Annotated in this window: 21 protein-coding genes and 1 tRNA gene; 8 read left to right on the top strand and 14 right to left on the bottom strand. The window is 69.5% G+C overall.

Annotated features, from left to right (window positions below; all coding sequences use genetic code 11):
* The first annotated feature begins 252 nt into the window (after positions 1-252).
* Positions 253-1,185, top strand: coding sequence for a helix-turn-helix transcriptional regulator (locus RIF65_RS12865; protein WP_309065025.1), 933 nt, complete (start codon positions 253-255; stop codon positions 1,183-1,185).
* 114 nt (positions 1,186-1,299) lie between these two features.
* Positions 1,300-1,623 (top strand): DUF7882 family protein, encoded by a 324-nt coding sequence (locus RIF65_RS12860; protein ID WP_309065024.1) that lies wholly within the window; start codon positions 1,300-1,302, stop codon positions 1,621-1,623.
* A 4-nt stretch (positions 1,624-1,627) separates the two neighbouring features.
* On the opposite strand, the gene RIF65_RS12855 is transcribed toward RIF65_RS12860, so the two are convergent.
* On the bottom strand, positions 1,628-2,107 hold the full coding sequence (locus RIF65_RS12855) for an iron chaperone (protein WP_309065023.1): 480 nt from the start codon (positions 2,105-2,107) through the stop codon (positions 1,628-1,630).
* An 80-nt stretch (positions 2,108-2,187) separates the two neighbouring features.
* Here RIF65_RS12855 and RIF65_RS12850 point away from each other — a divergent pair, with 80 nt between their 5' ends.
* Positions 2,188-3,318, top strand: a complete 1,131-nt coding sequence (locus RIF65_RS12850) for an aminotransferase class V-fold PLP-dependent enzyme (protein WP_309065022.1) — start codon at positions 2,188-2,190, stop codon at positions 3,316-3,318.
* 43 nt (positions 3,319-3,361) lie between these two features.
* Positions 3,362-3,796, top strand: a complete 435-nt coding sequence (locus RIF65_RS12845; protein WP_309065021.1) for an NUDIX hydrolase — start codon at positions 3,362-3,364, stop codon at positions 3,794-3,796.
* 20 nt (positions 3,797-3,816) lie between these two features.
* On the opposite strand, the gene RIF65_RS12840 is transcribed toward RIF65_RS12845, so the two are convergent.
* Together RIF65_RS12840 and RIF65_RS12835 are read right to left on the bottom strand one after the other, a co-directional pair.
* The gene (locus RIF65_RS12840) at positions 3,817-4,287 is read right to left on the bottom strand and encodes an aminoacyl-tRNA deacylase (RefSeq protein WP_309065032.1); all 471 of its coding nucleotides are present in this window, start codon (positions 4,285-4,287) and stop codon (positions 3,817-3,819) included.
* Positions 4,288-4,325: 38 nt separating this feature from the next.
* Positions 4,326-4,817: a DNA helicase gene (locus RIF65_RS12835; protein ID WP_309065020.1), complete on the bottom strand. Its 492-nt coding sequence runs from the start codon at positions 4,815-4,817 to the stop codon at positions 4,326-4,328.
* A 139-nt stretch (positions 4,818-4,956) separates the two neighbouring features.
* Here RIF65_RS12835 and RIF65_RS12830 point away from each other — a divergent pair, with 139 nt between their 5' ends.
* A complete protein-coding gene (locus RIF65_RS12830) occupies positions 4,957-5,514 on the top strand; it encodes a peptidylprolyl isomerase (protein WP_309065019.1) in 558 nt (185 codons plus the stop codon).
* Between the two features lie 32 nt (positions 5,515-5,546).
* Positions 5,547-6,440 (top strand): rhomboid family intramembrane serine protease, encoded by an 894-nt coding sequence (locus tag RIF65_RS12825; RefSeq protein WP_309065018.1) that lies wholly within the window; start codon positions 5,547-5,549, stop codon positions 6,438-6,440.
* Between the two features lie 122 nt (positions 6,441-6,562).
* Here the strand turns inward: RIF65_RS12825 and RIF65_RS12820 are convergent, their stop codons facing one another.
* A complete protein-coding gene (locus tag RIF65_RS12820) occupies positions 6,563-6,802 on the bottom strand; it encodes a cell division protein CrgA (protein WP_309065017.1) in 240 nt (79 codons plus the stop codon).
* A 37-nt stretch (positions 6,803-6,839) separates the two neighbouring features.
* Here RIF65_RS12820 and RIF65_RS12815 point away from each other — a divergent pair, with 37 nt between their 5' ends.
* Positions 6,840-7,508, top strand: a complete 669-nt coding sequence (locus tag RIF65_RS12815) for an anthranilate synthase component II (RefSeq protein ID WP_375142197.1) — start codon at positions 6,840-6,842, stop codon at positions 7,506-7,508.
* Here the strand turns inward: RIF65_RS12815 and pknB are convergent.
* Genes pknB through RIF65_RS12780 form a run of 7 tightly spaced genes read right to left on the bottom strand, consistent with a single transcriptional unit; the run spans position 7,490 to position 16,396 of the window.
* The gene (pknB, locus tag RIF65_RS12810; RefSeq protein WP_309065015.1) at positions 7,490-9,253 is read right to left on the bottom strand and encodes a Stk1 family PASTA domain-containing Ser/Thr kinase; all 1,764 of its coding nucleotides are present in this window, start codon (positions 9,251-9,253) and stop codon (positions 7,490-7,492) included. The genes RIF65_RS12815 and pknB overlap by 19 nt on opposite strands.
* Before the next feature lie 11 nt (positions 9,254-9,264).
* Entirely contained in the window at positions 9,265-11,025 is a 1,761-nt protein-coding gene (locus tag RIF65_RS12805; RefSeq protein ID WP_309065014.1) for a serine/threonine-protein kinase, read from the bottom strand.
* Entirely contained in the window at positions 11,022-12,479 is a 1,458-nt protein-coding gene (locus RIF65_RS12800) for a penicillin-binding transpeptidase domain-containing protein (protein ID WP_309065013.1), read from the bottom strand. The genes RIF65_RS12805 and RIF65_RS12800 overlap by 4 nt, the downstream gene beginning before the upstream one ends.
* 37 nt (positions 12,480-12,516) lie before the next feature.
* Positions 12,517-13,899, bottom strand: a complete 1,383-nt coding sequence (locus tag RIF65_RS12795; protein ID WP_309065012.1) for an FtsW/RodA/SpoVE family cell cycle protein — start codon at positions 13,897-13,899, stop codon at positions 12,517-12,519.
* Entirely contained in the window at positions 13,896-15,194 is a 1,299-nt protein-coding gene (locus RIF65_RS12790) for a PP2C family protein-serine/threonine phosphatase (RefSeq protein WP_309065011.1), read from the bottom strand. The genes RIF65_RS12795 and RIF65_RS12790 overlap by 4 nt, the downstream gene beginning before the upstream one ends.
* Before the next feature lie 15 nt (positions 15,195-15,209).
* Positions 15,210-15,701 carry an FHA domain-containing protein FhaB/FipA gene (locus RIF65_RS12785; protein ID WP_309065010.1) on the bottom strand — a complete coding sequence of 164 codons (492 nt, stop codon included), beginning with the start codon at positions 15,699-15,701 and terminating at the stop codon, positions 15,210-15,212.
* Positions 15,698-16,396 carry a DUF3662 and FHA domain-containing protein gene (locus RIF65_RS12780; RefSeq protein WP_309065009.1) on the bottom strand — a complete coding sequence of 233 codons (699 nt, stop codon included), beginning with the start codon at positions 16,394-16,396 and terminating at the stop codon, positions 15,698-15,700. Before RIF65_RS12780 ends, RIF65_RS12785 begins: the two co-directional genes overlap by 4 nt.
* 242 nt (positions 16,397-16,638) lie before the next feature.
* Here RIF65_RS12780 and RIF65_RS12775 point away from each other — a divergent pair.
* Positions 16,639-16,722: transfer RNA gene (locus RIF65_RS12775), tRNA-Leu, on the top strand.
* Positions 16,723-16,872: 150 nt separating this feature from the next.
* Here RIF65_RS12775 and RIF65_RS12770 read toward each other — a convergent pair.
* The 3 genes from RIF65_RS12770 to RIF65_RS12760 all read right to left on the bottom strand — a co-directional run bounded on the left by RIF65_RS12770 (position 16,873) and on the right by RIF65_RS12760 (position 19,106).
* On the bottom strand, positions 16,873-17,694 hold the full coding sequence (locus RIF65_RS12770; protein WP_309065008.1) for a shikimate 5-dehydrogenase: 822 nt from the start codon (positions 17,692-17,694) through the stop codon (positions 16,873-16,875).
* Positions 17,695-17,703: 9 nt separating this feature from the next.
* Positions 17,704-18,783 carry a carboxylate-amine ligase gene (locus tag RIF65_RS12765; protein WP_309065007.1) on the bottom strand — a complete coding sequence of 360 codons (1,080 nt, stop codon included), beginning with the start codon at positions 18,781-18,783 and terminating at the stop codon, positions 17,704-17,706.
* 158 nt (positions 18,784-18,941) lie between these two features.
* Positions 18,942-19,106, bottom strand: coding sequence for a CsbD family protein (locus tag RIF65_RS12760; protein ID WP_375142196.1), 165 nt, complete (start codon positions 19,104-19,106; stop codon positions 18,942-18,944).
* Positions 19,107-19,609 lie beyond the last annotated feature (503 nt).

Raw genomic sequence — 19,609 nt, 5'->3', positions numbered from 1 at the left:
CAAGAGCGCGTCGGGCCCGCACTCTACGACACCGGACTCGACGCCGGCGAGGGCCTCTGGCTCAGAACCGGGTGGGCAGGACGATCATGACACGCCCGACCCGTCCACACTTTCTTGCCGATAACCCTCCGCGGTCGCCGACTGGGCACATGCAGGGTCTTCACGGGTTGGACGACCCTCGCCGCTCCGGATCCTGCTTACCCTGAAACGGGCGCCTTTCGGCGCGCCCGGATGACATGACGAGGAGCAGGCTTGGCAGAGATACTCCGGATGGATTCGCGCGACGTCGCCGACGTCGAGCACATCTGGACCCAGTACGTGCCCTCCGCCCGGGCGCAGCGTATCGACCCGAAGAGCTTCGGCTTCCGGTGGCGCTCGGCGGCCGTCGAGGGCATGTCGGTCGTCCGGTACGCCCTGACCGCGACCGTGGAATCGTCCGTCCAGCCCGAGGATCAGATCGTGGTGTGCCGTGTGGCGGCTCCCGCGGGACGCGTGATGAGCGGCCGGGTCACCCTCGACACCGACCTGCCCTGGGCCACCGACGGCAGGGAGGTGCGCGCCCAATGGGAGAAGACCGCGGATGTCAGCGCCATCATCCTCGACCGCTCCGTCGCGCAGCACGTCGCAAGGCAGGTGACGGGCGACGACCTGCTGACCCTGCGTCTGACCGATGTCGCCCCCAAGAGTCCCGGTGCCGGCAGGTACTGGAACCGCATGTTCAATTACGTGATGCACGCCGTCGCGGCTGCGGACGACGACCCGATCATCGAATCGACCCTGACCCGCCACGCGGTGCTCACGGCACTCAGCACGTTCCCCTCCACGTTCTCGGAGGCGATGGCATCCGAGCCGCGACTGAGCGCGCCCGCGGTCGTGCGCCGGGCGGTCGAGTACATGGACTCCCACGCCCACGAGCCGATCACCGTCGACGACGTGGCCAGGGCGGTGCACATCTCCACGCGCGGACTGCAGTACGCGTTCCGGCGGGCCCTCGACACGACCCCGACGGCTCACCTGCGACGCGTGCGCCTGGACGGTGCGCATCGCGATCTCCGCAACGCCGGCCCTGCCGAGACGGTGTCGGCGATCGCCCGTCGGTGGGGTTTCAGCAACATCACCCGCTTCGCCGCCGCCTATCGCACCGTGTACGGGCGCTCGCCCCGTGAGACCCTGGAACAGGACTGAGCGAAGCCTCTCCGGCGCCGGAGAGTCCACGCCGCGAACAGTGCTTTCGCCTTTCGTCGTGGGCGGTTCCGCCGCGTTGTCAGGGCCGACGACCTGCCCATACGGTTATGCCAAATGGGACTCATCTACTACGGCAACTTCCCCGATCCGATCGAGATCGATGACCGCACGCTCGCTCATCTCAAGGTCGTGATCGCCACGAAGCTGCGCCGCAACGAGAGCTTCACGCTCTCTTGGCGGCACCACGGGACGGCCGAGCCAGGTCGTTCGACCCTGTGGTTGCACCCGTCCATCCCCCTGCGGTTCGTCTTCGACGAGCAGGAGGCTCCGCAGCTCAGCCAGCAGTGGCTCACCGAGCTCTCCACGTCGGCCAACACCAGCGGCGGCATCCTGCTCACCCCCGAGCACATCGGTCCCGCCGAGGCGCGCCAGAGCTGAGCCGTCAGTTGGCTGCGCGCCGCACCAACTCCGCGAGGAAGGCGACATCGTCGTCGTCCAGCTTCGTGACGGCGTACGACGTCGGCCAGATGTTCCCGTCGTCCAGGTTCGCGATCGTCTCGAACCCGAAGGTGGCGTAGCGCACCTTGAACTTGGACGCCGGCTGGAAGAAGCACAGCACCTTGCCGTCCTTGCCCCACGCCGGCATGCCGTAGTACGTCCGCGGGACGAGGTGCGGTGCGGTCTCGGTGACCATGGCGTGCAGCCGCTCGCCGAGCTCGCGATCGGCGTCCGGCAGTTCGGCGAGTTTCGCGCGCACCTCCGCCTCACCCTCCCGTCGGATCTCCTCCGGGTCCTTCTTCTTGCGAGAGCGCGCCGCGCGCGTCTCCTTGGCCCGGTCCTTCATGGCCTGGCGTTCCTCGGCGGTGAAATTCGTGGTCTCCTCCGTGCGGTCCATGTCCGCTCCCTTCGTGTGGTCGGTCAAGACCAGGCTAGGGCGGCGGGTCCGGCGGCGCTTCTCGATTCCTGATCGGATGCCGGCGGCGAAACTGCCAGACTGAACCCATGCGCCTTCCCCACGCCGACATCGACCCGGACGGACTGCTGGAGTACTCGGTCGTCTTCACGGATCGTTCGCTGAACCACATGTCCGCCCGGTTCGTCGATGTGATGCACCAGACGCTCGCGATCCTGCGGGAGACCTACCACGCCGACAGCGCTGCCATCGTCAACGGCGGAGGTACCGCCGCCATGGAAGCCGTCGCCCGGCAGCTCGCGACGGGGCGGCGCGCGCTGGTCGTCCGCAACGGGCTGTTCTCCTATCGCTGGTCCCAGATCCTCGATGAGGGCCGCGTGAGCTCCTCCACCACGGTGTGTGCGGCTCGGCCCGACAACGCCGACCCGCAGGCCGCGTGGAGCCCGGCGCCGATCGACGAGGTGGTGACGGCGATCCGCGACGAGCGGCCCGAGGTCGTCTTCGCTCCGCACGTCGAAACGGCCGCCGGGATGTTGCTCGGCGACGACTACGTGCGTGCGCTCGCCGAAGCGGCTCATGAGGTGGGCGCTCTGCTCGTGCTGGACTGCATCGCGTCGGGCGCCGTCTGGGTCGACATGCAGCACCTCGGCGTCGACGTGCTGATCAGCGCCCCGCAGAAAGGGTGGAGCGGCACCCCCGGGGCCGGCTACGTCATGCTGAGCGCAGCCGGCCGTGCCGCTGTGGAGGCGACCGAATCGACGAGCTTCACGCTCGACCTCGGGCGCTGGCTGAAGATCGCCGACGCGTACCGCGACGGCTCGGCGGCATACCACGCCACCATGCCCACCGACTCGCTCGCCCACAATCTCGTGCAGATGATCGAGACCCGTGATCGCGGCCTCGACACGCTGCGCAGCGCGCAGTTCGACCTCGGCACCCGGGTGCGTGCTCTGCTCGCCGACCACGGGATGCCGTCGGTCGCCGCTGGCGCCTTCGCGGCACCGAGCGTCGTCGTCGTGCACACCGACGACCCGGGTCTGCGCACTGGCGCGCGCTTCCGTGAGCACGGCGTTCAGGTCGCCGCCGGTGTTCCCCTGCACTGCGGCGAGCCGGAGACGTTCTCCACCTTCCGGGTGGGGCTGTTCGGCCTCGACAAGCTCGGCGACGTCGACGGCACCGTCGCCCGCCTGGCCGCCGCGCTCGACCGCTTGCGCGGCTGAAACCGGCGGATGCCGCGGGCCGGCGACCCACTACTGTTGATCCATGGATCTGCGGGTCGCCGCATACGCGGTCGTCACCGATGACGACGGGCGCGTTCTTCTCGCGCGCTGGACCGAGGGCAGACGCGTCGCCTGGACCATGCCCGGTGGTGGCCTGGAGGCCGGCGAGGACCCAGAGGTCGCGGTGCGCCGCGAACTGCGTGAGGAGACCGGCTACGCGATCGAGACCACCGAGCTGCTCGGCATCCACTCCCGCGTCATCCCCGCCAGCCAGCGCGTGCACCACAGCGACACCCCGCTGCACACGCTGCGCATCGTGTATCGCGCACGGATCACGGGCGGCGCCCTCCGGTTCGAGACCAACGGATCCACCGACATGGCGGGCTGGTTCCGGCTCGACGAGATCGCCGGGCTGCAGCGGGTGAAGCTCGTCGACATCGCGTTGCGGATGGCCGAACTGCTCCCCGCCCGCCACTGAGCGGATGCCGGCAGCCCGCGCTACTCAGGAACCGAGATGTCCGCGACGGTCGCGCCGTAGGCGCGGATGAGATCGTCGGCATCGACGAACAGGCTGTGGCCGTGCGTTCCGGCGCCCATGGCGATGCGCCGGCCCACGATCGTCTCGTCTGCGTACACCGGCCAGTCGTGGCTGCTGCCGATCGGCACGATGGTCCCTCGCTCGTAGCCGGTCGCGGCCAGTGCGAGGTCCGGCTCGGGCAGCCGCAGCTTGTTGACCCCGACGAGTCTGCGAAGCTTCGGCCATGAGATGGCGCGGCCGCCCGGAACGAGCGCGAACAGGTAATCGGGGGCCTGGCCGCCCGAACCCGACGAGGACGTCTTCACGACGAGTGTCTTGACGATGTCGGACGGCTGCAGCCCGAGCAGCGCCGCGGCCTCGTGCAGGCTGCGAGCGTGCGGCCGCTCGCGGATCTCGATCTCGAGACCGCGCGCGGCCGCGGCATGCTTCACCCTCGCGTGCGGATCGACCGCACCTCCGGCATCCGTCGTCACGCGTTCGGCGGCGACAGCGGGTCGTCGGCGACCCACAGCTCGTCGTCGGCGCGCAGCGCCTGCCACGCGGCATAGACCACGCCGATCGCGGCGGCCGCGCCGAGCACGATCGCGACGATGGATCCGAGGCCGGTGCTCTTCTTCTTCGGAGCCGGCTTGTGGCCCATCAGCTCGTGACGCTTCGAGTTCGCGACATCCCAGGCCGACAGCGCCGTGCCCACGACGCCGCCCACGATCGGGACGACCTTGTCGTCGACGACGTGCTTGCCCACCTTCATGCCGCGCTCGACGGTCGGCGCGAGGTGCCGGTTGTAGGAGTCCTGCACCACCGGCACGACCTTCTCGCGGTTCAGGTGGCCGAGCTGGCGGCCGGCCTCACGGGCGATGTCCGCGGCGTGGCCGACGAGAACCTGCTGCGACTCCCACAGTCGTCCCGCCTCCTGCTGCAGCTTCCGCAGTTCCTTCTTGCGCTTACGGCTGAGGTTCACGTTGTTCTCCCGTCGGTCGGAGTCCGTTCTCGCTTCATCTAACCAGAACACACTGCGAGCCAGCAGGGATCTGGCAATCCTGTTCGCGTTCAGCCACAATACGCAGCCCGCTCGCGGGGGCCTCTGAGAGAATGAACCCATGCCTCACGCTTCCCACGTCGCAACCCTGCACACCAACCACGGCGACATCGTCGTCAACCTGTTCGGCGACCACGCCCCGAACACGGTCGCCAACTTCGTCGGCCTCGCCGACGGATCGAAGGCCTGGACCCACCCGGCGACCGGCCAGCCCGGCGAAGGCCCGCTGTACAAGGACGTCATCTTCCACCGCATCATCCCGAACTTCATGATCCAGGGCGGCGACCCGCTGGGTCAGGGTGTCGGCGGCCCCGGCTACAACTTCAACGACGAGATCCACCCCGAGCTGAACTTCAACGAGCCCTACATCCTGGCGATGGCGAACGCCGGCCTGCGCCGCAACGCGATCACCGGCAAGCCCGAGGGCACCAACGGCTCGCAGTTCTTCATCACCACCGACCCGACCCCGTGGCTGCAGGGCAAGCACACCATCTTCGGCGAGGTCGCCGATGACGCCTCCAAGGCCGTCGTCGACGCGATCTCGGCCGTTCCGATCGGCGCGGGCGACCGGCCGATCGAGCCGGTCGTGCTGCACTCGATCGACGTCGTCGCGAACTGACCGCCGTCTGAGACGAGCGCGAGCCGATCCGGATGTCGACACCTGAGTTCACGCGCAATCGCGACAACTTCTGCTACCGGCATCCGGATCGGCAGAGCTTCGTGCTCTGCCAGCGCTGCCTGCGCACCATCTGCCCCGCCTGCCAGACGCAGGCGCCGGTCGGGGTGATCTGCCCGGAGTGCATGGCGGACCAGGGCAAGGCGGAGTCCCCCGCCCAGCGGCGCGCGCGCCGGGCCTGGGGAGGCGGTCCGATGGCGATCACGCGCAGCGGCCGCCCGGCCGTCACCCTGGGCATCATGCTCGTGACGTCGGTGATCAGTCTGCTGCAGATGGTCCCCACCGTCGGGCAGGCGATCGAGGGCGCGCTGCTCTTCGCGCCCCTCTACGTGTACATCGGTGTGCCCGGCATCCCCTTCGAGCCGTGGCGACTGCTCACGACCGCCCTCGTGCACGGCGGCTTCGTCCACCTCGCGCTGAACATGCTCGCCCTGTGGATGCTGGGGCAGAGCCTCGAGCCGATGCTCGGCCGAACCCGGTTCCTCACGATGTACCTGGTCAGCGCTCTCGGCGGCTCGGTCGCCGTCGCCCTGCTCGCCGATCCGCGCACCGCCACGGTGGGCGCCTCCGGTGCGGTGTTCGGCCTGATGGCGGCCCTGCTCATCATCGGCCGGCACATCGGCGCCAACGTGACCGGCATCCTGGTCGTTCTCGGGATCAACTTCGTGTTCGGCCTGGTGGTCGACGGGATCGCCTGGCAGGCGCACCTCGGCGGCGCGGTCGTGGGCGCGATCGTCGCCTACATCTACACGCGCACGCGTCGCCGCGATCAGCGCATCTGGCAGATCGTGCTGCTGGCAGCCCTGGTCGTGCTGCTGGTGATCGTCGTGCTCGTCGTGCCGCCGTTGATCATCAGCAGCCTGATCTGAGAGTTATCCACAGGGCTATCCCCAGGTGGGGAGAATTACACCCGTGTTATTCACAGCCCGAGCGGTGAAGAACGGCGCCCCCTCACCGTGGTGAGAGGGCGCCGAAGAGCGGATGCCGGTGATCACCGCCACCGGGTGGTCATGAGGAAGCCGATGAGGGCGATGCCGAGACCGATCGCCAGGTTCCACACCGTGATGCCGGGGATCGGGAACTGCTGGCCGGAGATGTAGTAGACGAGGATCCACACCAGGCCGAGCAGCATGAAGCCGACCATGACGGGCTTGAACCATACGGCGTTGGGGGCTTCCTCGCCCTCGGCGCGCTCGAGAGCGGGTTCTTCGGAGTTGCGGTCACGTGCCATGCGGCCCAGTCTAGTCCGGCCAGTAGACTTTCCCCTTATGACCGCAGCGTCTTCCGCGCGCCCGGCAGACCCCGACACGCCGCCCCATGACGGTCGATCCCGAGCCGTGCGGGTTCTCGTCGTCGACAACCACGACAGCTTCGTGCACACCCTGATCGGCTACCTCCGCGAGCTCGGCGCCGAGGTGGAGATGGTGGAGGCGGATGCCGTCGCCGCGGCCGACCCGGAATGGCGGCGGATGCTGGCCGAGCACGATGCGGTGCTGATCTCCCCTGGACCCGGGACGCCGGCCGACGCCGGAGCGTCCGTGGACGTCGTGCGCCTCGCTGAGGAGACGCACACGCCGCTGCTCGGCGTGTGCCTCGGCCACCAGGCGATCGGCGAGGCGTTCGGCGCCCCGGTCACCGCGGCGCCGGAGCTCATGCACGGAATGGTCTCGCAGGTGTCCCACGACGGGTCTCCGCTGTTCGACGGCATCCGCTCGCCCTTCGCCGCGGGACGGTACCACTCGCTCGCGCTCGCCGAAGCCGATCTGCCGGACGAGTTGCAGGTGACGGCGCGTACCGACCAGGGCACGGTGATGGCGATCGCGCACCGCAGCCTGCCGATCCTCGGAGTGCAGTTCCACCCCGAAAGCGTGCTGACCGAGAGCGGTCACCGGCTGCTGGCGAACTGGCTGCGCGGGGTTCAGCCGGCGACGCAGTAGCGCAGCTCGACCGTGGAGCGGATCGGCACCTCGCCCGGCGCGACCGACATGGCGGACACCACGTTCGGGACCTGACCCTCGGAGCACGCGCCGATCTCGACCGGGGCAGGCGTGAGACCCAGCTCCTCGAGCTCCTTCTGCGCGGCATCCAGCGACCAGCCGGTCATGTCGTCGACGATCACGTGGCCGTTGGCGACGACGAGGTTGACCACCGTGCCGGGAGCGACCTCGCTCTCGGCGGGCTCGCTGGCCTCCAGCACCACGCCCGCGGCTGCCTCGGGGTCGTTCTCCTGACGGATCGTCCCCAGCACCAGGCCGGCGTCCTCGAGCGCCTTCGTCGCGGCATCCGTCGACAGCCCCTCCAGCACCGGCATCGTCACGGTGTCCGCACCGGTGGAGACGTAGATGATGATCGACTCGCCCTCGTTCACCTTCGCGCCGGTGTTGGGCAACGAACGGATCACGTGCCCCTCTTCGAAGTCGGCGCTGGCCTCCGTGCGGATGTCCGGCACGAGCTCCAGATCCTCCAGCGCCTCCTCGGCCTCGTCCGAGGTCATGTTGACGAGGTTCGGGACGGTCTGCGACGTGCTCGGCACCTCGGGCGGGCGCACGCTGATGCTCACCACCCAGAACAGCACCGACACCACCAGCACGGCGAGCAGCGCGACCGCCGCCCAGATCCACGCCACCGGCGGGCCGGACTGCGTGCGCGTCATCGTCGTGTCGGTGCTCAGCTGCCGCAGAGTGCGGGCGGTCTCCTGCGCGTGCCGCGGGTTCGGGCCGTACAGCTCGCTGGTCAGCGCGCCGATCTCCTTGCGGGTCGGCGCCTCTCCGCTCGCGGCGGCCTGGAGCGCCGCGCGGAAGCCGGCCGCGTCGGGGTAGCGCTGGTACGGGTCCTTCGCCATGGCGCGCAGCGCGACGGCATCCAGCGCCCGCGGGACCTCCTCGTTGACCTCGGTGGGAGGGACGGGCGTCTCGCTGACGTGCTGGTAGGCGACCGCTACCGGGGATTCGCCGCGGAACGGCTGACGGCCGGTCAGCAGCTCGTACAGCACCACGCCGGTCGAGTAGATGTCGGCGCGCGCGTCGACGGGCTCGCCCTTGGCCTGCTCCGGCGAGAAGTAGGCGGCCGTGCCCAGGATCTGTGTGGTCTGCGCCACGGTCGACGAGGAGTCGGAGACGGCGCGGGCGATGCCGAAGTCCATCACCTTCACCGCGCCGCTGTCGGTGATCATCACGTTGCCGGGCTTGATGTCGCGATGCACAACGCCCGCACGGTGCGAGTAGTCCAGCGCCTCGAGGATGCCGTCGACGTAGCGGATCGCGTCGTCCACCGGCACCGGGCCGCGGGCGATCACGTCCTTCAGCAGCGTGCCGTGCACGAGCTCCATGACGATGTACGGTTCGTCGGTGCCGGCCGCCGACCCCGCGGACGGGCCCGAACTCGCAGAGGGACCGGACGGCGGGGTCGACGGGTCGCCGGCGTCGAAGACGCGCACGATCGACGGATGCGACATGCGCGACGCCGCCTGCGCCTCGAGCCGGAAGCGCGTGCGGAACGTCTGGTCCTTCGCGAGCTGCGGGTCGAGGATCTTGATCGCGACCTCGCGTCCGAGGGTCAGGTCGTACCCGCGGTGCACCGTCGCCATGCCGCCGTGGCCGATGACCTCATCGACCCGATAGCGGCCGGCGAGTACGCGCGGCTCTGTCGACACTTCCGATCCCCCTGAGACGTCACTGCTCACTGTGTACGAGGCTACCCTTCGGTGCCTTCGGTGATCCCGGGAGTGGGGAGCACTGCTGCCTGCTGGATCGACGCGACGTCCTCGGGGGACGCACCGGTGGTCCGCTCACCGGCGGTGCCGCCGGAGCAGGTGACGGTGTACGTCACCACCACCGCTTCGCCGGGCGCGCCGGTGACGTTGATCGTCGCCGTGCGGTCGTTCGCACCGAAGGATGCCGTCGGCTGACCGTTCACGGCGAACACGCCGCCCCGCACGGTGAGGTTGTAGGCGCTCGCGGTGCCCTGACCCGACGGGCAGGTGTAACCGGTCCAGGTGACCTGCGCCTCGCCGCCCTGCTCGACGGTCTCCGGCAGGTTCGGCGCGCCCGGTTGCGGCAGCGGCGTCTGCTCGGTGTGGAAGATCATCTCGATCGTCGAGCCCACCGGCTGGTTGCCGGTCGTGACCACCCGGTAGATCCGCCCCTGATCGGCCTCGGTGGGGGCCGGGTCGCCCGGCACGCAGTTCGCCTCGAGGCTTTCGGCCTGCAGGATCGCCGTGGCCTCGTCGCAGGTCTTGCCCTCCAGACCGAGCGACGCGATGTCGACGGTCTCCGGCTCCTCGGGCTCGGTGTCGGTCGGGGTGGGCTTCGTCTGCTGAGTGGTCGTGGTCTTCGCCGGTGTCGGGTCGGCGTCGCCGCCGCCGTCGTTGTTGGCGAGCAGTGCCCACAGCGTTCCGCCCAGCACCAGCAGCAGCAGCACGATCAGCGCGATGAGCGGCCAGGTCCACGGGCTGCGCTTCTTCTTCTCGGTCTCCTCCCGCGCCGCCGCCTGCTCGGTGGGCAGCTGCGCGGTGGTGGGCAGGATGCGCGTGGCATCCTCGCCGTCGTTCATCCCGGTCAGGATGCGGGTCGCGTCATCGGCATCCGCCACCCCCGCGCCGGCGATGGCGGGCACCGCGATCGCGGCCGAGTTCAGGTCGCCGCGCCGCAGCGCGCGCGCCGCCCGCGAAACGGTGGCGGCCGAGGACGGCCGTTCGGCGGGCTTCTTGGCGATCATCGCCATCACGAGGTTCTGCACCGGGATCGGCACGGTCGCCGGCAGCGGTGGGGGCTGCTCGTTGATCTGCGCCATGGCGATGGCGACCTGCGACTCGCCCGTGAACGGGCGCTTCCCCGCCAGGCACTCGTACGCCACGATGCCCAGCGAATAGATGTCGGTGGCAGGCGACGCCGCGTGACCGGAGGCCTGCTCGGGCGACAGGTACTGCACGGTGCCCATGACCTGGCCGGTTGCGGTGAGCGGCACCTGGTCGGCGATGCGCGCGATGCCGAAGTCGGTGATCTTCACGCGCCCGTCGGGCGTGATCAGCAGGTTGCCGGGCTTGATGTCGCGGTGCACGAGACCTGCCGCGTGCGCGGCCTGCAACGCGGAGGCGGTCTGCGCGACGATGTCGAGCGTCTTGTCCGCGCTCAGCGCGCCGTCGCGCTCGAGGATGGTCGACAGCGCCTCGCCGGGCACCAGCTCCATGACCAGGAAGGCCGAGCCGTTCTCCTCGCCGTAGTCGAACACGCTGGCGATGCCCTCGTGGTTGACGAGTGCGGCGTGCCGGGCCTCGGCGCGGAAGCGCTCGAGGAAGCCCGGATCCCCCATGTACTCGTCCTTGAGGATCTTGATGGCGACGGTGCGCCCGATGACGTGATCGGTCGCCTCCCACACTTCGCCCATGCCGCCGATCGCGATCCGCGATTGCAGCTCGTAGCGACCACCGAACGACACACCCTGCGTCGGTCTCATCTGCCCAGCACCGCCTCTATGACCTTCTTCGCAATCGGAGCGGCAATGGCATTGCCGGACCCGGATTGACCCTTTCCACCGCCGTCTTCGACGACGACCGCCACCGCCACCTGCGGGTCCTCCGCAGGGGCGAATCCTGTGAACCACAGCGTGTGCGGACGGGAACCGCCGTTCTGCGCGGTGCCCGTCTTACCGGCGACATCGACCCCGTCTATTCTTGCACCCGAGGCAGCACCCGACCTGACCCCCGCCACCATGGCCGCGGTGATCGCGTCGGCGGCGTCGGCGTCGATCGGCTGATCGAACGCGTGGTCCTCGAACTGCCGGTGCACCGCGAAGTCGTCGCCGATCACCTGCTCGACCATGCGCGGCGTCATCACCGCGCCGTCGTTGGCGATCCCGGCCGAGACCATCGCGATCTGCAGCGGCGTCGCGGTCACCTGGCCCTGTCCGAAACCGGTCAGGGCCGTCTCGGGGTCGTTGAGCCCGGAGGGGTAGCTGGACGGGGTGACCTTGACGGGGATCTCGAGCTCGGCGTTGAAGCCGAACTTCTCCGCCGTCTCTCGGATCGCCTGGTCGCCGATCTCGGCGGCGAGCTCCGCCATCGGGATGTTGCAACTGAGCCGCAGCGCGGTGGCGATCGTGGTGGTCTCGCCCGGCCCGCACGTCGTGCCCGACGCGTTCGAGATCTGCGTGGAGGTACCCGGCAGCGTGTAGCGCGCCGGGTTGGGCAGCGTGGAGTCCATGGTCCACTCCCCGGTCGCCAGGGCGGCTGCGGCCACGACGACCTTGAAGGTCGAGCCGGGCGGGTTGAGGTTGCCGGCGATCGCCCTGTTGTACAGCGGGTTCGCCGGGTCGGCCTCCAGGCGGTCGTGCTCGGCGTTGACCGCGTTGGTGTCGTGCGAGGCGAGCGCGTTCGTGTCGAACCCGGGGGTGGATGCCATCGCGAGCACGCGTCCCGTCGACGGCTCGATCGCGACGACCGCGCCCTGCAGCCCGTCCAGCGCCTCCCACGCGGCGCGCTGCGCGGCGGCATCCAGGGTGAGCTTGACGCTCAGGCCCTGCTGCGGCTGACCCGAGACGATCCGCTCGATCTCGGCGAAGAACGCGTTCGAGCCGGTGCCGGACAGGTCGGCACCGAGAGCGCGCTCGATGCCGGTCGCCGACTGCAGAGCCGGGTTGTAGTAACCGGTGACGGCGGCCCACATCGGCCCGTCCTGGTACACGCGCTGGTACTGGTAGCGGTCGTCGGTCGGCACCGAGGTGGCGATCGCGGTGTCCTCGACGATGATCGATCCGCGCTGGATCTCGTAGCTGTCCAGTCGGGTGCGGGTGTTCGCCTGGTTCTGGGCGAGCCGGTCGGCGTCGACGACCTGGATCCAGCTGACGGCGACGAACAGCGACAGGAACATCGCGAGGATCACGAAGCTGAGACGGCGCAGTTCTTTGGTCATGCGGCACCCCCTCGGAGTGCTCGGAGTCGGGTCCAGGTCATCCGATCACCACCCTCGGCTGGCGGCGGACGCCGTCGCTGATGCGCAGCAGCAGCGAGACGATGAGCCAGTTGGCCACCAGCGACGATCCACCCGCGGCGAGGAACGGCGTGGTGAGACCGGTGAGCGGGATGACGCGGGTGACGCCCCCGACCATGATGAACACCTGCAGTGCGATGGTGAACGACAACCCGGTGGAGAGCAGCTTGCCGAAGTCGTCCTGGCCGGCGAGGCCGATGCGCAGGCCGCGGCTGATGAACACCATGTACAGACAGAGGATGGCGAACAGTCCGACGATGCCGAGCTCCTCGCCGAGGCTGGGGATGATGTAGTCGCTGTGCGCGAGCGGGGTGACCTGCGGCCGTCCCTGACCCCAGCCGGTGCCGATCAGGCCGCCGTGCGCCAGGCCGAAGATGCCCTCCACCAGCTGGTAGCTGCCGCCGCGCATCTCGATGATGTCGGGGTCGAACGCGTCGAGCCAGTTGGTGAACCGGCGCTGCACGTACGCGAGGATGCGGGTGGCCAGGAACGCTCCCGTCGCCACGCCCGCGAGACCGATGAGCACCCAGCTGGTCTTGCCGGTGGCGACGTAGAGCATCGCGATGAACATGCCGAAGATCAGCACGCCCGTGCCGAGGTCGCGCTGCACCACGATGATCAGCAGCGACAGGAACCACACCACCAGCACGGGTCCGAGCTCACGCATGCGCGGCCAGGTGACGCCGAGGAACCTCTTGCCGACCGAGCTGAGACTCTCTCGCGTGCGCACCAGGTAGCCGGCGAAGAAGATGGCCAGGCAGATCTTGGCCAGCTCACCGGGCTGGAACGAGATGAACCCGCCCAGCGACACCCAGACGTCCGCGTTCGCGCCGGTCGCCTTCAGCCCGGGGATGAACGGCAGGATGAGCAGCACGATGCCGGCGAGGCCGGAGATGTACGTGTACCGGTACAGCACGCGGTAGTTCCGCAGCGCGATGACCACCGCGATGGCGCCGGCGATCGAGATCGCGGTCCACGCCAGCTGCTTGGTCGAGAACGCGTCCCAGCCGGTGAGCTGCTTGGCGATGTCGATGCGGTAGATCATCGCGATGCCGAGCCCCGTGAGCAGCGTCGCGATGGGCAGCACGAACGGGTCGGCGTCGGATGCCACCACGCGCAGCACCACGTGCAGCGCGAAGACCAGCGCCGCCAGGCAGCCGCCGATCACGAGGATCATCGGGTCGATCGTGCCGAGCGCCCCCAGCTGGACCAGCGTGAGAGCCGCACCCGAGATCGCGCAGGCGAACAGGAGCAGCCAGAACTCGCGGTTGCGCTGCTTCTGCGGCATCCGGATCTTCTTCAGCGCCTTCATGACGCTGGTGTCGGCGGTCACTGCGGTCATGGTGCGGGCGCCTCCGTCGTGGCGGCGGGAGTCGGGGACGGGTCGGGCGTCGATTCCGGAACCGGCGGGAGGACGCTGGTGGCCAGGCGCTCGGTGATCGCCGTGGCGTCGGCGAGCGAACGCGCGTTGATGGTGCGCTCCACCGACGACCGCTGGTACTGCGGAAGGTCGGCGAGCAGGATGCCGGTGTCCTTCACCTCGGTGGAGAGCACGATCGGTCCGAGGTTCTGCTGCACGCCACGGTAGATGACCACGCTGTCCTCGTCGGCGCCGACGAAGTAGCGGGTCTGGGTCCAGTTGTAGGCGATGAAGCCGCCCGCGACGAGGGCGAGGATGGCGGCGATCAGCGCGGCGAGCCAGGCGGCGCGGCGGCGGCGGGCGCGCCGCCGGTCCTCCTCGATGATCTCCTCGAAGTAATCGGCATCCGGCTCGAAGTGCGTCGGCTCGTTCGCCGCCTGCAGCACGGGGTGCAGCCAGCCGGTGAGCGACGGCCGGGCGGTCGGGACCGGCAGCTCGGACGGGTTCGAGGCCGCGCCGACGACCGTCGGGGTGCCGGAGGACAGCGGGTGTGCTCCCCCGACGTCGACGAGCACCACGGTGACGTTGTCGGGAGCGCCGCCGTCCAGCGCCTGCTTGAGCAGGTTGTCGGCGGTGCGTCCGGGAGCGAGCCCGAGCCGCAGGGCCTTCGAGATGTGCGCCTCGTCCACGACGCCGGACAGGCCGTCGGAGCACAGCAGCCACCGATCGCCGGGGAGTGTGGGCATGACGAACATGTCCAGCTCCGGGTCGATGTCCATGTCGCTGAGCACGCGCATGAGGACCGAGCGCCGAGGGTGGTAGCGGGCCTCCTCGACGGTGATGCGGCCGGAGTCGACCAGGCGCTGCACGAACGTGTGGTCGGTGGTGATCTGGGTGAGTTCGTCGTCGCGGAACAGGTAGATGCGCGAATCGCCGATGTGTCCGATGACCGCGTACTCGTCGACCATGATGATCGCGCTCAGGGTGGTGCCGAGCCCGGCCAGTTCGGGGCGCTCCTTCGACGCGCGCACCAGGTCGGCGGCCGCCGTCGTAGCGGCGGCCTGCAGCGCGGCCTGGGCGTCGTCGGTGGACGGGTAGACGTGGTCCAGGCCCTCCATGCGGCTGATCGCGAGGGTCGAGGCGACGTCACCGCCTGCGTGGCCGCCCATGCCGTCGGCGACGACGAACAGGTTCGCTCCGGCGTAGCCGGAGTCCTGATTGTTGGAGCGGACCTTCCCGGTGTGGGAGATCGCGGCGCTCGAGCCCTCGAAGACCATCTTGCGGAGACGCCCTTACGACCGCAGCTCGAATGTCGTGGCGCCGACCTTGATGGGCGTTCCGACGGCGACCGGCCGGGGCTTGTCGCCGACGCGCTCGCCGGCGAGGTAGGTGCCGTTCGTCGAGCCGAGGTCCTGGATCGTCCAGGTGTCGCCGCGCAGGGCGAGGCGCGCGTGGTGGCTGGAGGTGTAGTCGTCGCGGATCACGAGGCCGGACTCGCTGGAGCGTCCGATCGACATCGGCTCGGTGCCGAGCGGCACCTCGAGGCCGGTCTTCGGGCCGGACGTGATCACCAGGCGGGTGGGCGGGCCGCTGCGACCGGCCGGCGCGGACGGTCGGGCGGGTTGGGCCGGGGATGCCGGGACCGCGGCGGCCTGATCCGCCGGCAGCTTGCGCACACGCACCCCGAACAGGTCGGCGCGCAGCGAGTAGACGACGCCGAACACGAAGAACCACAGCATCACGAGGAAGCCGATGCGCAGCACCAGGAGCAGCAGTTCGCTCATCGGAGGCCTCCCCTGGTCTCGGAACCGGACGCGCTGACGGGAACCACGCGGAACACCAGCTCGGTGCGACCGATCGTGAAGCGGGTGTCGGGGGTCAACGCGACTTCGCGGACCTTCTGTCCGTCGATCTTCGTCCCGTTGGTCGACCCGAGGTCGCGGAGCATGCCGCGTTCGCCGTCCCACAGCACCTCCGCGTGGCGGCGGCTGGATCCGGCATCCGAGATGGCGATGTCGGCGTCGCTGCCGCGACCGATGACGGTGCGGGCGGCGGTTAGCGGATGCTGGGTGCCGGCGACCTCGATGACCGCCTGCCAGGAGACGCGACTCTCGACCGAGCCCGAGCTGACGCGCACGGTGCCGGTGGCGACGCGCTCGTCCGGTTCGATGACGACGCGCAGCGGGCCGGCGAAGCTGTAGCCCTGCGTGCGGGCGTGCGTGGTCAGCAGGGCGAGGAGCTCCTCGTGCAGCGCACGGCCGAGGCCGCGCATGCGCTCATCGTCCTCGGGGCTGAGGCGCACCAGGTACTCGCTGGGCGTGATGATGCGGTCGCGGCTGACCACGGCGGCATTGGTGTCGGCCTCGCGGCGGAGCGCCGAGGCGATCTCCACCGGCTGGATGCCGCTGCGAAAGGTCTTGGCGAAGGCGCTGTTCACAGCGCGTTCAAGACCCTTCTCAAAGCTGTCAAGTAGTCCCACGGGGCTCCTCTGGCATGCCGACCGGTAGGGACATCGTAGCCAGCCCGGCTGAAAACCCGCCCCCGCGCCCCCTTCCCACCCCGTCCCCGCCCGCGAGACTTCTCTTTCAGCGTGAGACATGACGCCTGTCGTGCTGTCTCATGCTGGAACGTAAGTCTCGCGGGGGTGAGGGCGTCGCCGGTTTTCGGGCACGCGCGCGCACGTGTTAGTCTTTCCAGGTTGAGTTCTGCGGAACGCGACATGCGCGAGTGGCGGAATAGGTAGACGCGCTGGCTTCAGGTGCCAGTGCCTGCAAGGGCGTGGGGGTTCAAGTCCCCCCTCGCGCACACGACGGCCCGGGTCCGAGGACCCGGGCCTTCTTCGTTCCCCCGCTCGCTGTCCCCGGTCGGTCGTATCGACTGAAATGGGTCGCGAAATGCCGCTTCGACCGCGGGATACCGGCCGTTTCGGCCACCTGAACGCGAAGAGAAACGCCGCTACTGCCCGGCGCGCATGAACTGCTCGGCGGCCCGCACCTGCTCCTCCGACGGACGGATGCCGGTGTACAGCACGAACTGCTCGAGAGCCTGCAACGTCGCCACCTCGGCGCCCGTGATCACGGTCTTCCCGGCGGCGCGGCCCGCTGCGATCAGCGGGGTCTCCGCGGGCAGCGCGACCACGTCGAACACCACGGATGCCGCCTCGATCGCGGCCGGCGGAAACGCCAGCGCGTCGGCATCCGCTCCCCCTGCCATCCCGATCGGGGTGACGTTGACGAGGATGTCGGCCGTCGCGTCGCCGAGGTCCGGCATCCAGGAGAAGTCGTAGAGGTCGGCGAGAGCGCGCCCGGCGGCCTCGTTGCGCGCCACGATCGTGACGTTCGCGAAGCCGGCGTCGCGGAAGGCGGCGGCGGTGGCCTTCGCCATCCCGCCCGACCCGCGCAGCAGCACCGTGCTCGAGGCGTCCAGCGGGTTCCGCTCGATCAGCTGCGCGATCGCGGCGTAGTCGGTGTTGTACGCGGTCAGTACCCCGTCGTCGTTCACGATCGTGTTCACCGAGTCGATCGCGGTCGCCGAGGCGTCCATCCGGTCGACGAGCGCGATGACGTCCTCTTTATAGGGCATCGAAATCGCGCACCCGCGGATGCCGAGGCCGCGCACCCCGGCGATCGCCTCCTCTAGGTTCGTCGGCGCGAAGGCCTTGTAGATCCAGTTCAGCCCCAGCGCCTCGTACAGATGGTTGTGGAACCGCGTGCCGTTGTTGCTCGGCCTCGCCGACAGCGAGATGCACAGCGTCATGTCCTTGTTCAGCATCACCACACGTTCAGGCTAGCGATGCGGCGCCGCCCCGGCGGCGTAGAGAGCGCGCAGCCCGTCCACTCCCCCTGCCGCGTGCGCCGCGGCCTGCCGGCGCGATCCGGTCCCCTCCCGGCGGATCCGCGCCAGCTGGTCGTCGACGAAATCCTCGTCCCCGAACTCGCGCAGGGCGGGGCGGATGCCGGACAGCATCCGCCCCACGGCATCCCACGCCGTCTCCAGCCCGCCGTCGACGGTCAGGAAGCGCGCGTCCATGCCGTGGCGCGCCGCCATCCACATCGAGGCGTCCAGCTCCTCCTCGCGCTGGCGTTCGTCGGTGAGGTCGGAGGTGCACACGATGCCTCGCATCAGTGCCGCAAGCAGCAGCGCATCGGGCACGGTGAGCTGCACGTCCGCCACGCGGACCTCGACAGTGGCGTAACTCTCCGAGAGGCGCACCGCCCACGACGCCGAGGATGCGACGGGGAGCGCGCCGATGTCGACCAGGCGCTGCACCGCACGGTGGTAGTCGTCGGCATCCGCGAACGCGGGCGGGCTCCACGACACCGGCAGGCGACGGATCAGCACGCTGCGCCAGCTCTCCAGCCCCGAGTGCATCCCGTACACGAAGGGGGAGTTGGCGCTGAGGGCGAGCAGCACCGGCAGGCGGGAGCGCACGCGCCTCAGCGCGCGGACGCGCTCCTCGTCGTCGGCGACCTCGACGTGCACGTGCATGCCGTTGACCTCGTGCTCCTGAGTGAGCTGGCCGAGCAGTTCGAACACGTCGTCGTAGTGCGGTGACGGGGAGATCTGCGCCCTGCCGGCGGTGGCGAACGGCGACCCCGTCGCGCCGAGCAACGCGTGTCGCTCGGCGGCGAACCCGCCCAGCAGCGCGCGCATGCCGATCAGCTGCTCCCCCGCGTCCTGCAGCGAGGTCAGCGGGGTGGTGGCGCACTCGAACTGGCTGCTGAGGTACTCGGCGCAGATCCGCCCGCCGTTGGGAACCTCCCCGAACATCGCATACCGGTCATCACCTCCCGAGACGGGGACCAGGGCATCCCGGTCGAGCAGGACGTACTCCTCCTCGATTCCGAATCGAACGGCGTGCGGCATCCCGGCCTCCTCTGGGCGACGGTGGTGTCGCGGCGCGAGATGCTCAGCGACCGCGGTGGACGCAGATGCGCCGCCAACCACAAGGGTCGACGGCGCATCCGAAAGGCTCGAGGGCCGGCCAGATCTGGCGCGCGGCCCCGGGGCTCACCGGAGGCGAGTCACTTGTCGAAGGCGTCCTTGATGTCGTCGCCGACCTTCTTGGCGTCGGCCTTGACCTGGTCCATCTTGCCCTCGGCCTGAAGGTCCTCGTTGTCGGTGGCGTCGCCGAGGCCCTCCTTGGCCTTGCCGGCCATCTTCTCCATGTTGTGCTTGGCATCGTCCATGGCGCCCATGGTGTCGCTCCCTTCGTCCGGGGAGGCGGGTGGCCACCCCTCGGTCAGTGGAGATGCCAGCGTGTCACCGCGAGCGCGCAGCGACCACGGGATTGACAGAGCCGACTGCAGCGCGCTAGATGCCGGAGAGCGGAAGGACCGGGGTCGGCGCACGCCATGAAACCGCGCCTGACCAGGGGGGAAGCAGTGCGCTGGGCGGGCTGATCCGAGGGCGGTTCGAGGAGAGGCGGTGTGCCTCGCTGTGCCGCCGTCTCTTCCTCGAACCTGCGATCCCCGACGAGTCATGACAGGCCGAACCCCATGGACCTCGGCCTGCCCCTCCCCTATGTTGAAGGTGCATGCATTGGGATCGATCGTCTTCGCTGCTCCCCAGCCGGCGATCGGACATCCCCAGCGCCCGAACGACGATCACTGCACGTACCTTGGCTCTCCTTCGCTGATCCGTCCCCATTGGGTCTGTTCGGGATTGCCGTGACAACATCATCGCACCGTTC

This window comes from Microbacterium sp. (assembly GCF_031180975.1).
Lineage (GTDB): Bacteria > Actinomycetota > Actinomycetes > Actinomycetales > Microbacteriaceae > Microbacterium.
The sequence above is the reverse complement of the archived record's forward strand: the minus strand, read 5'-3'. Positions and strand labels throughout refer to the sequence as shown.

Excerpts from the sequence above, each read along its gene's own strand:
- RIF65_RS12860 (WP_309065024.1), top strand. The coding sequence starts at position 1,300 with ATGGGACTCATCTACTACGGCAACTTCCCCGATCCGATCGAGATCGAT.
- RIF65_RS12850 (WP_309065022.1), top strand. The coding sequence starts at position 2,188 with ATGCGCCTTCCCCACGCCGACATCGACCCGGACGGACTGCTGGAGTAC.
- RIF65_RS12845 (WP_309065021.1), top strand. The coding sequence starts at position 3,362 with ATGGATCTGCGGGTCGCCGCATACGCGGTCGTCACCGATGACGACGGG.
- RIF65_RS12830 (WP_309065019.1), top strand. The coding sequence starts at position 4,957 with ATGCCTCACGCTTCCCACGTCGCAACCCTGCACACCAACCACGGCGAC.
- RIF65_RS12825 (WP_309065018.1), top strand. The coding sequence starts at position 5,547 with ATGTCGACACCTGAGTTCACGCGCAATCGCGACAACTTCTGCTACCGG.
- RIF65_RS12820 (WP_309065017.1), bottom strand. The coding sequence starts at position 6,802 with ATGGCACGTGACCGCAACTCCGAAGAACCCGCTCTCGAGCGCGCCGAG.
- RIF65_RS12815 (WP_375142197.1), top strand. The coding sequence starts at position 6,840 with ATGACCGCAGCGTCTTCCGCGCGCCCGGCAGACCCCGACACGCCGCCC.
- RIF65_RS12805 (WP_309065014.1), bottom strand. The coding sequence starts at position 11,025 with ATGAGACCGACGCAGGGTGTGTCGTTCGGTGGTCGCTACGAGCTGCAA.
- RIF65_RS12800 (WP_309065013.1), bottom strand. The coding sequence starts at position 12,479 with ATGACCAAAGAACTGCGCCGTCTCAGCTTCGTGATCCTCGCGATGTTC.
- RIF65_RS12795 (WP_309065012.1), bottom strand. The coding sequence starts at position 13,899 with ATGACCGCAGTGACCGCCGACACCAGCGTCATGAAGGCGCTGAAGAAG.
- RIF65_RS12790 (WP_309065011.1), bottom strand. The coding sequence starts at position 15,194 with ATGGTCTTCGAGGGCTCGAGCGCCGCGATCTCCCACACCGGGAAGGTC.
- RIF65_RS12785 (WP_309065010.1), bottom strand. The coding sequence starts at position 15,701 with ATGAGCGAACTGCTGCTCCTGGTGCTGCGCATCGGCTTCCTCGTGATG.
- RIF65_RS12765 (WP_309065007.1), bottom strand. The coding sequence starts at position 18,783 with ATGCCGCACGCCGTTCGATTCGGAATCGAGGAGGAGTACGTCCTGCTC.
- RIF65_RS12760 (WP_375142196.1), bottom strand. The coding sequence starts at position 19,106 with ATGGACGATGCCAAGCACAACATGGAGAAGATGGCCGGCAAGGCCAAG.